Raw genomic sequence first — 8,870 nt, 5'->3', positions numbered from 1 at the left:
ATCATGATATGTCTTCTATGAAAGGCATGAATCACGATATGTCTTCTATGAAAGGTATGGATCATGATATGTCTTCTATGAAAGGCATGAATCACGATATGTCTTCTATGAAAGGTATGGATCATGATATGTCTTCAATGAAAGATATGAATCATGATATGTCTTCTATGAAAGGCATGAATCACGATATGTCTTCTATGAAAGGTATGGATCATGATATGTCTTCTATGAAAGGTATGGATCATGATATGCCGATGAATAGCGCTACTGTTAAGGCGGCTTCAGACAAGAATGATAATACCGTATTTGGATGGGCAAATGCTTCAACACCTGAAGGTAATAAAGCATTGCAATATAGTGATTTGCAATCGTTAGATCCTCAAAAAGACACTCGTGCAGCTGAACGTGAAATAGAGATCCGTCTTGGTGGAAACATGGAGCGTTATATTTGGACAATAAATGGTAAAAAATTTAATGAAGCCGACCCACTAGTGGTGAAGTATGGTGAACGTATTCGCTTAAAATTTGTCAATGACAGTATGATGGCTCACCCAATGCACTTACATGGCATGTTTATGCAGCTTGAGAATGGTCAGGATCCAAGCAATATGCCAAACAAACATACGGTAATTGTTCCACCTGGGAAAACGATAACCACTCTACTCACAGCTGATGAGTTAGGTGAGTGGGCTATTCATTGTCACCTGCTTTACCATATGAGTGCAGGAATGATGAATAAACTCATTGTAGCTCAAGTGGAAGATGGTAATTCTACAAAGACTGTTCCTCAGTCCCAAGTAAATGAGAAGGGAGTAAATCCACATGCAAATCACTAAGAATTTCTTCTCAAAAACAGTCTTATCAATTGCATTAATAAGTATATCAAACTTAACTTTTGCTAATAGCAGCACTTCGGAACAAGAAAGTAATATTACAAATGGTATGAGAGTCTTATTACAGGAGTCTGGTGGCTTAAGATATAGCCCCCAAGAATTGTATCCAGAATATTATTCAATGGAAAATGCAAATGGGGGAGATAATATTATTCTGACCGCAAGAAAGAGATCAGCCCCATCTCATGATGATCATCTTAAAGAACATGGTGGACAAATTTATCAAGTAACAAAACTTGAAAATGCATGGATAGTTGATGAAGATGGTAAGGGTAAGCTAGGAACAAAGCTTGAAACTTTGATTGGAACAGATGAAAATCGTCTATTTATTGAAGCCAATTCGGAAAAGTCAGAAAGTAATGATCCAAAATATGCTGTATCAGCACTTTATAGCCGTAACGTAGCCCCATTTTGGGATGTACAAGCTGGGGTAAGATATAGTGAAGATAAAAATAACAGCAGCAGCGATCGAGTGGATGGGGTTATTGGTATATTAGGTCTAGCTCCTTATTTCTTTGAAACACAAGCATATCTTTATGGCGGTGAGAATAATTTTTGGGGAGCAAGTTTTGAATTAGAACGTGATTTGCTTTTAACTCAGAAACTTATTACTCAACCTTATATCGAAGCAGATGTAATATTTAGCGATGATTCTAACTATGCTGCAAAATCAGGTTTATCAGAACTAAAAACTGGTATCAAAACTAGATATGAGATTACTAAGCGATTTAAACCTTTTATTGATATTGCTTATCAGTATGAAAAAGGACAGCAAGATACTTTTATGCAAGAGGCTACTAATTCCGAAAAAGGGTGGAAATATGGTGCAGGCATCGAATTAGTTTTTTAAAATAGTATGATTTGGATTCATGAATGGTAGCTTCGGCTACTATTCATGAATTATTACTATTTATTTTCGAATCTGTAAAACTAAAAAAGCTTAATTTTTGGTCTATTTTTATGCAGTGGTTAAAAACGAGCTACAGTAGATGAGATCTTCACTTATCTACAAGAAATTAATACTAAAAAATTTTCAGAATAATTATCCATATCGAGTATAAGAATTTTAGAATCGGTTTTGTGTCTAGGCTACTGGGAGCATTCCAATATTTTGATTATTATTTCACTAAAAGTGTCTACAAGATCATGCTATTCATTAAGCCATAATTTTTGATATTTAAACCTAATTTCATGAATTGCACTAAAAAGAGGGAACTCTTTCATAATTTATAATTAAATTAGAAGTTTTCTTAGGAAGCTGTTTAATATTATTGATATCTATACAGTTTTTCTTGTAAAAGCGCTTCATTTATAGTGAGTATTTCAATAAAATAAGGGAGCTAGCTCCCTTATTTTATTCATTTGCTAATTAAAAATTACTCGCAACTTGATATGTGATGAATGAAAAGATGTAGGCTAATGCAAACAAATAAGTTGCCATAATGATGGGCTGTTTCCAGCTGCCAGTTTCTCGTCTAATTGTTGCTAACGTAGCAAGACAATGGGGAGCAAAAATAAACCATACCAATAATGATAAACCTGTGGCTAACCCCCATCCATCCGGGCCTGAAATTTGACTTAACAGACTTTGAGTTACTGTATCTTCATCACCTGACATCGCATAAATCACCCCAAGAGCAGCAATTACAACTTCCCTTGCTGCCATAGCAGGAATGAGTGCAATACATATTTCCCATGTAAACCCAATAGGCGCAAATATAGGATGAATTAAATGCCCTAACTGACCAGCTAAACTATAGTTAATGGCCGGCATGGTTGCATTATCTGGTGGTTGAGGGAACGTGACTAGCACCCATAACAAGATAGACAGCGCAACGATAATGCCACCAACTCGTTTTAAGAAAATAGTTGCCCTATCATATAAGCCTAATGCAATATTTCTAATATCTGGAATTCGGTATGTGGGAAGCTCAAAAATAAAAATACTTTCAGTTTTATCTTTTCGAACCAACTTCAGAAAGAGTGAAACTAATAACGCTGAGACTATTCCCGACATATAAAGACCAAAAAGGACTAATCCTTGCAGACTTAACCAGCCGTAGATTAATTGGTTCGGAATAAATGCCGCGATCAATAAAGCATATACTGGCAATCTTGCTGAACAGGTCATCAAGGGTGCAATCATAATTGTTGCTAATCGGTCCCGTTCAGAGCTGATACTTCTGGTTGCCATAATTCCGGGAATGGCACAAGCAAAACTGGATAGCAGAGGAATAAATGAACGGCCGCTAAGCCCGGCTTTAGACATTAATTTATCTAAAAGAAATGCTGCCCGGGGTAAATAGCCTGACTCTTCAAGCATTAAAATGAAGAAGAATAAAATCAAAATCTGAGGCATATATGCAAGCACGCTACCTGCACCAGCAATTACCCCATCCACAACCAAGCTTTTTAATAGAGGATGTTGGATTAGTGGTCCAATAAAATCACTGAGCCATGCGACAAAATTTTCAATGAATTCAATAAAAGGCGTTGCCCATATAAATACCGCCTGGAACATCACAAACATGGTTAAAGTTAAGATTACTAAACCAAATACAGGATGTAGAAAAATTTTATCTAGAAATGCGGTTCTTTTATCACCACTGTCATTATTTAAAATAACTTGTTTGGTGATTTGTTTGACCTGTTCAAAATGACTTAATTCAGAATGATAAGGAGTAATAAAAAGATTTTTTTGATCTAATTGATTAATTAAATCTTGAATTCCTTTTGTTTTAACTGCGACAGCTTCAACTACAGGGATACCTAACAGTTGAGACAGTTTATCCTTATCAATGGAAATACCACGCTTTTTGACCTCATCCATCATATTTAATACAAGAATCATAGGGCGATTTAAAGCACGAACTTCGAGAACCAAGCTCAAATGTAAGCTTAAATTTGTGGCATCTACAACGCATATAAAAATGTCGGGTAGAATTTCACCTTTTAGCTCGCCCAAACAAACTGCCCTGGTAACTTCTTCATCTAAACTACTAGGTTTTAAACTGTAAGTTCCGGGTAAGTCCAATACTCGTACTGCATCACCAGAAGGTAAGTTAAAAGAACCTTCTTTTCTTTCTACGGTAACCCCAGCATAGTTGGCAACTTTTTGTCGCGTACCAGTAAGTGTATTAAATAAAGAGGTTTTTCCGCAATTTGGATTACCGACTAATGCAATGTTCTTAATCTTCATTGGATACTAACTCTACAAAAATTCTTTCAGCTTCATTCTTTCTTAATGCGAATCTTGAAGTTTCAATTTGAACTAAAACAGGATCTCCGCCAAAAACACCTTTAGCGAGTACTTGTAGAGTTTCACCCTCTCTAAAACCTAATAGTTGGAGCCGTTCCAATACGGGATCAGTGGTATGACTGTATTGATTACCTTTTTTGAGATCTCTAATTTTGACGATCTGATTTTGTTTAACTTGAAATAGATTCATTTTCGAGACTCTTACTTCAAAGCCAAAATCTTTCGAGCACCATTAAGCACGAATAAAGAAACCAGGATGCCAATGATTAAGTCTGGGTAAGCTGATCCCGTCCACGCCACGAGTACACCGGCAAATATAACGCCCATATTTACGACAACGTCATTCGCCGAGAAAATCCAACTGGCTTTCATATGTGCGCCATCTTCTCGATGACCAGAAATAAGATATAAGCATGTCACGTTAGCTATAAGTGCGAGCAGGCCAATAACAATCATGAGCGTTGATTCTGGCTCGCTTCCAAACATGAATCGTCTAATGACATCAATAATCACGATGACAGCAAGTAATAACTGAATCCAACCTGCGAAATGGGCTGCTTTCACTTGATATTTCGCAGCTTTTCCGACGGCATATAGCGCAATACCATAAACGGCTGCATCGGCAAACATATCTAGAGAATCAGCAATCAATCCTGTAGACGCAGCAATAATACCGCTGATGAATTCTATAAAGAACAGTAGAGCATTAATGCCTAATAACAGTTTAAGTACTTTAGCTTGTCTCACAGGATCAGGTTCATTGGGTAGATCACCTGAAGAAAGCTGTGTTTCATCAAGTTTCGCCCCAAAACCCAGTTCTTCAAGTTTGGCCGTAATTTGCTGAATCCCTTCATTATGGAAGACTTTCAGTTTTCGATTGGGAAGATCAAAAGTAAGACCTTTAACTGCTTCAAGATCTGCAAGAGTCATACGGACCATTTGCTCTTCAGCAGAGCAATCCATTTTAGGAATGGTGTAGGTACTTGTTTGCTTGGCCTGTTGATTGCTTATATAAGTTTCAGTCTTCACAAGCTTTGCCCCAAAACCCAGTCCTTCAAGTTTGGTGGTTATATTTTCATCTTTTTGATTATGTAGAACCTTTAAAGAACGGTTAGGTAAATCAAAGATGAGTTTTTGAACACCATCAATTGAAGATAGTGCCATACGAACCATCTGTTCTTCCGCAGAACAATCCATTTTGGGAACTAAGTATTCACTCATGTAGTGCGAATCTCTTAAAACGTTTTCAGTGCTTAAATTTTCTTTGGGATCAGAACCACAACAGGATTGAGCGGTATCTTCACAACTGTTTGAAGTGTTACAGCAAGGAGATGAAGATTTTTCTTCTTTCTCTTCACCACAACAGCTAGGCGTATTATCACAATTCTTTGAATTGCTTGCTTCTGCAATTGATGGATGATTTTCTTGTTGAGATTTCTTATCTTCGCATGGTGTTTCTTTACTACATCCACAGCCACTCATAGTTATACCCATTAAAAAAATTTATAAACTTTGAATATTAGAATCCCTATAGTTACTATAGAGTCAAGATTTTTTGGAAATACTAACTCAATGCATTTAAAAATTGGTGAACTCTCTAAAAAAACCTCATGTTCAGTATTAACAATTAGGTTTTATGAAAAGGAAGGTTTAATTCCGGAACCGGAAAGAACGGAAGGAAATTACCGCCTTTACGATGTAGGCTATGTTGAGCGAATTAAGTTTATTTTGAATTGCCGAACTTTAAATATGAGTTTGAATGAAATTCGTCAATTACTCACCTATAAAGATAATCCCAAGAAAAATTGTTCAGATGTGAATGAATTAATTGACTTACATGTCAGTGCTATCAGGGAAAATATAATCAAGCAACAAAAGCTTATTGAACAATTATCTGATTTAAGAGGTACTTGTGATGGCTTATGTACAATTGACCAATGTGGAGTTCTAAAAAATCTAGCTTGATTATCTAGACCTATGCTTTTTTCAAAAAATCGGCACTGTTGCAAATAACCACGAATGGTAAGCTGAAGACTGTTTTAGCTAAAGGTGCAGCATATGAATCCTTTCCATGGTCGGCATTTTCAGGGCGAAATCATTCTTTGGGCTGTGCGCTGGTATTGGCGTAATCCTACAGATCTGAGCTCGTGGCATATTGATGAAACCTATGTAAAAGTGAATGGACGATGGTCTTATCTGTATCGTGCAGTCGATCAACGTGGCGATACCATTGATTTTTATCTTTCTTCTAGACGTAATACCAAATCAGCATATTGTTTTCTTGGAAAAATTTTAAATAATGTGAAGAAGTGGCAAATTCCACAAGTGATCAACACGGATAAAGCACCCACATATGGACGTGCTTTATCACGGTTAAAACGGGAAGGTAAATGTCCACCAGACCTTGAGCACAGGCAGATTAAGTATAAAAATAACGTGATTGAATGTGATCATGGCAAGCTAAAGCGGATCATCAGGGCCACATTAGGATTCAAATCTATGAAGACGGCTTATGCCACAATTAAAGGTATTGAAGTCATGCGTGCACTACGTAAAGGACAAGCATCGTCATTTTATTATGGTCAGCCTCAGGGTGAAGTGTGTCTAATCAACAGGGTTTTCGGTCTCTAAGTACTTTTTAAAGGGAACATCATCGACTCAAATCTCTATTTGCAACAGTGCCGCGACAACTCAGTTGGATGATTCCCTTGAGGCACCATCGAGTGATACGTGGAACCCCCAGCATGCCTATTTCGAAAGATAAAGCATCGGCCAAGAAGCCACGGCGCGTCTCCCGCAGCCATGCGCCTGGGGACAAATCGAATCTTTTTGGCACCGTCAAATTGGCCGGAGGGAGTGTTTGCCATTTTGGCATGGAAACTTGGTCCGAAAAACGGGTGATTCTGCTCCCTCATACTCCTAACCTGAATTATTCACCACACAAAGGATGAGAAGGCCTATTGTGTGCTAAAATGTTGTTGCAAAACAAACAGTTGCACATCAAACAGGTCTTCTCATGAGCTACCATATCACAACGCAGAGTGTGGTTTTCCAAGACTTGTTTCCCAAGCCGACTGGAAGGCTTTCCTGTGGCGCGGCATCGTTGCCGTCATTCTTGCCGCCCTGGCATGGCTGATGCCCGCTGAAGCGGTCCTAACACTGACCATTGTGTTTGGTGCCTACTCCTTTGCGGATGGCGTACTGGGGCTTTGGTCGGGCTATAAAAACATGCGTCAGGGTGAAAGCTGGGGCTGGTTGATCTTCAGCGGCCTCCTTGGCATCGCAACCGGGCTTATCGTCCTGGTCAGCCCGTTCGTCGCGACACTCGTGTTAACCGTGTTTCTCTGGACGATGGTTGCATTCTGGTCGATCACATCCGGCGTGATGGAGATCGTCGCGGCCTTTCGGCTCCGTAAGGAAATCGAGGGGGAATGGTTGCTCGTCCTCAGCGGTGTCATTTCCATCTTGCTTGGCGCTGCCGTCACATGGGTCTTGTTCACGACACCCGCAGGCAGTATTATGGCCCTCGGTTGGTTGTTGGGCGTCTATGCCGAAATCTTCGGTGTAACCATGATCCTGTTGGCATTGAAGCTTCGGAAAGTCAGCGCTTCGGACGACACGCTGGGGCCGAAACTACAGCCACTTAAAACGCGAGAACGGCGGCCAGGCACGTCACAGGACCTGGCTGCCTTTAAAAAAAGAGAAGCAGCGCTGCGCCAGCCGACCTTTCGTTGCAGAATAATAGGGAGTGCATATAAATGAATTTTTTGAATTTGCAGGTCACACAGGCAGAGCTCCTATCCGGCCTTATTTCCGTTTCCCAAACAGTTGCACAGATTGTGCTCGTCATGACCGTGGCGTGGCTCGTGTCCGCAGTGCTTTCGCGGGCCATCACACGCATCAGCAAAAGAACCCGCACTTCCAAGAGATCTGCAGATGAGGTCAAACGCATTGAAACATCTTTTCGTCTGATCCGTTTCGTCAGTCGGCTGGTCGTGTGGGCCTTGGCCGTGACCATTTCCCTCTCAATCCTTGGCATTTCTGTGGCACCGATCCTGACGACTGCGGGGGTAAGCGGCATCGCAGTGGGGTTTGCTGCGCAGAGCCTGATAAAAGACTATTTTTCGGGTTTGGTCTTGTTGCTGGAAGGGCAACTCCGCATCGGGGATATCGTGGATATTGGCGGTGTGGCAGGCCAAGTCGAAGAGATGACGTTGCGCTATGTGCGCCTGCGTCAACTCAATGGTGACGTGGTCTATGTGCCCAACGGAGCCATCACCAATCTGACAAATAAGACAACGGACTATTCGATGGCCGTAATCGATGTCGGTGTCGCCTATCGCGAAAACCTTCAGGAGGCATTGAACGTTATGGAGAGTGTCGCCCGTGAGCTAGCTTCGGAAACAACCTGGTCAACGAGAATATTAGCCGAGCCAGAGGTCTTTGGGGTCGAAACGTTGGGTGACTCTTCGGTTATCCTGCGTCTTCGCCTCAAGGTCTTGCCAGGTGAGCAATGGTCAATCCGGCGCGAATATCTGCACAGGATAAAACAGCGCTTCGACGAACTTGGCATCGAAATCCCTTATCCGCATCTGACGCTTTATGCCGGCCAGGACAAGGATGGAAAAGCCCCTGCCTTTCGGATCGAAGCTCCGGCTGGTGCCCAATGACACGGCCAAAATATACATATGAAGTGGAAAGAGATTTCTCGAACTGGG

The 8,870-nt window shown here is 40.6% G+C and carries 9 protein-coding genes; 6 read left to right on the top strand and 3 right to left on the bottom strand.

Translation table 11 applies throughout. The features are described 5' to 3' along the window. Positions 1–836: multicopper oxidase domain-containing protein (locus tag F944_RS17325; protein WP_004992259.1), on the top strand; the 836-nt coding region annotated here is incomplete at its 5' end. Beyond that, entirely contained in the window at positions 823–1,743 is a 921-nt protein-coding gene (locus F944_RS14890; protein WP_004992258.1) for a copper resistance protein B, read from the top strand. The genes F944_RS17325 and F944_RS14890, both read left to right, overlap by 14 nt. Positions 1,744–2,262: 519 nt before the next feature. Here F944_RS14890 and feoB read toward each other — a convergent pair. Genes feoB through F944_RS14875 form a run of 3 tightly spaced genes read right to left on the bottom strand, consistent with a single transcriptional unit; the run spans position 2,263 to position 5,634 of the window. Next, positions 2,263–4,092 carry a ferrous iron transporter B gene (gene feoB, locus F944_RS14885; protein WP_004992256.1) on the bottom strand — a complete coding sequence of 610 codons (1,830 nt, stop codon included), beginning with the start codon at positions 4,090–4,092 and terminating at the stop codon, positions 2,263–2,265. After that, positions 4,082–4,342 (bottom strand): FeoA family protein, encoded by a 261-nt coding sequence (locus F944_RS14880; protein WP_004665962.1) that lies wholly within the window; start codon positions 4,340–4,342, stop codon positions 4,082–4,084. The genes feoB and F944_RS14880 overlap by 11 nt, the downstream gene beginning before the upstream one ends. Before the next feature lie 11 nt (positions 4,343–4,353). Then, on the bottom strand, positions 4,354–5,634 hold the full coding sequence (locus tag F944_RS14875; RefSeq protein ID WP_004992254.1) for a cation diffusion facilitator family transporter: 1,281 nt from the start codon (positions 5,632–5,634) through the stop codon (positions 4,354–4,356). Between the two features lie 90 nt (positions 5,635–5,724). Here F944_RS14875 and cadR point away from each other — a divergent pair, with 90 nt between their 5' ends. The 4 genes from cadR (at position 5,725) to F944_RS14850 (ending at position 8,822) form a co-directional block, all read left to right on the top strand. After that, entirely contained in the window at positions 5,725–6,117 is a 393-nt protein-coding gene (gene cadR, locus F944_RS14870; RefSeq protein WP_004992253.1) for a Cd(II)/Pb(II)-responsive transcriptional regulator, read from the top strand. Between the two features lie 93 nt (positions 6,118–6,210). Next, positions 6,211–6,783 (top strand): IS6 family transposase, encoded by a 573-nt coding sequence (locus F944_RS14865; protein WP_004992249.1) that lies wholly within the window; start codon positions 6,211–6,213, stop codon positions 6,781–6,783. Positions 6,784–7,116: 333 nt separating this feature from the next. After that, entirely contained in the window at positions 7,117–7,914 is a 798-nt protein-coding gene (locus tag F944_RS14855) for an HdeD family acid-resistance protein (RefSeq protein ID WP_004992246.1), read from the top strand. After that, the gene (locus F944_RS14850; protein WP_004733146.1) at positions 7,911–8,822 is read left to right on the top strand and encodes a mechanosensitive ion channel family protein; all 912 of its coding nucleotides are present in this window, start codon (positions 7,911–7,913) and stop codon (positions 8,820–8,822) included. Before F944_RS14855 ends, F944_RS14850 begins: the two co-directional genes overlap by 4 nt. The last annotated feature ends 48 nt before the right edge of the window (positions 8,823–8,870 follow it).

Origin of the sequence: Acinetobacter ursingii DSM 16037 = CIP 107286, assembly GCF_000368825.1 — a bacterium.
In the GTDB taxonomy this organism is placed as follows: Bacteria; Pseudomonadota; Gammaproteobacteria; order Pseudomonadales; family Moraxellaceae; genus Acinetobacter; species Acinetobacter ursingii.
The sequence above is the reverse complement of the archived record's forward strand: the minus strand, read 5'-3'. Positions and strand labels throughout refer to the sequence as shown.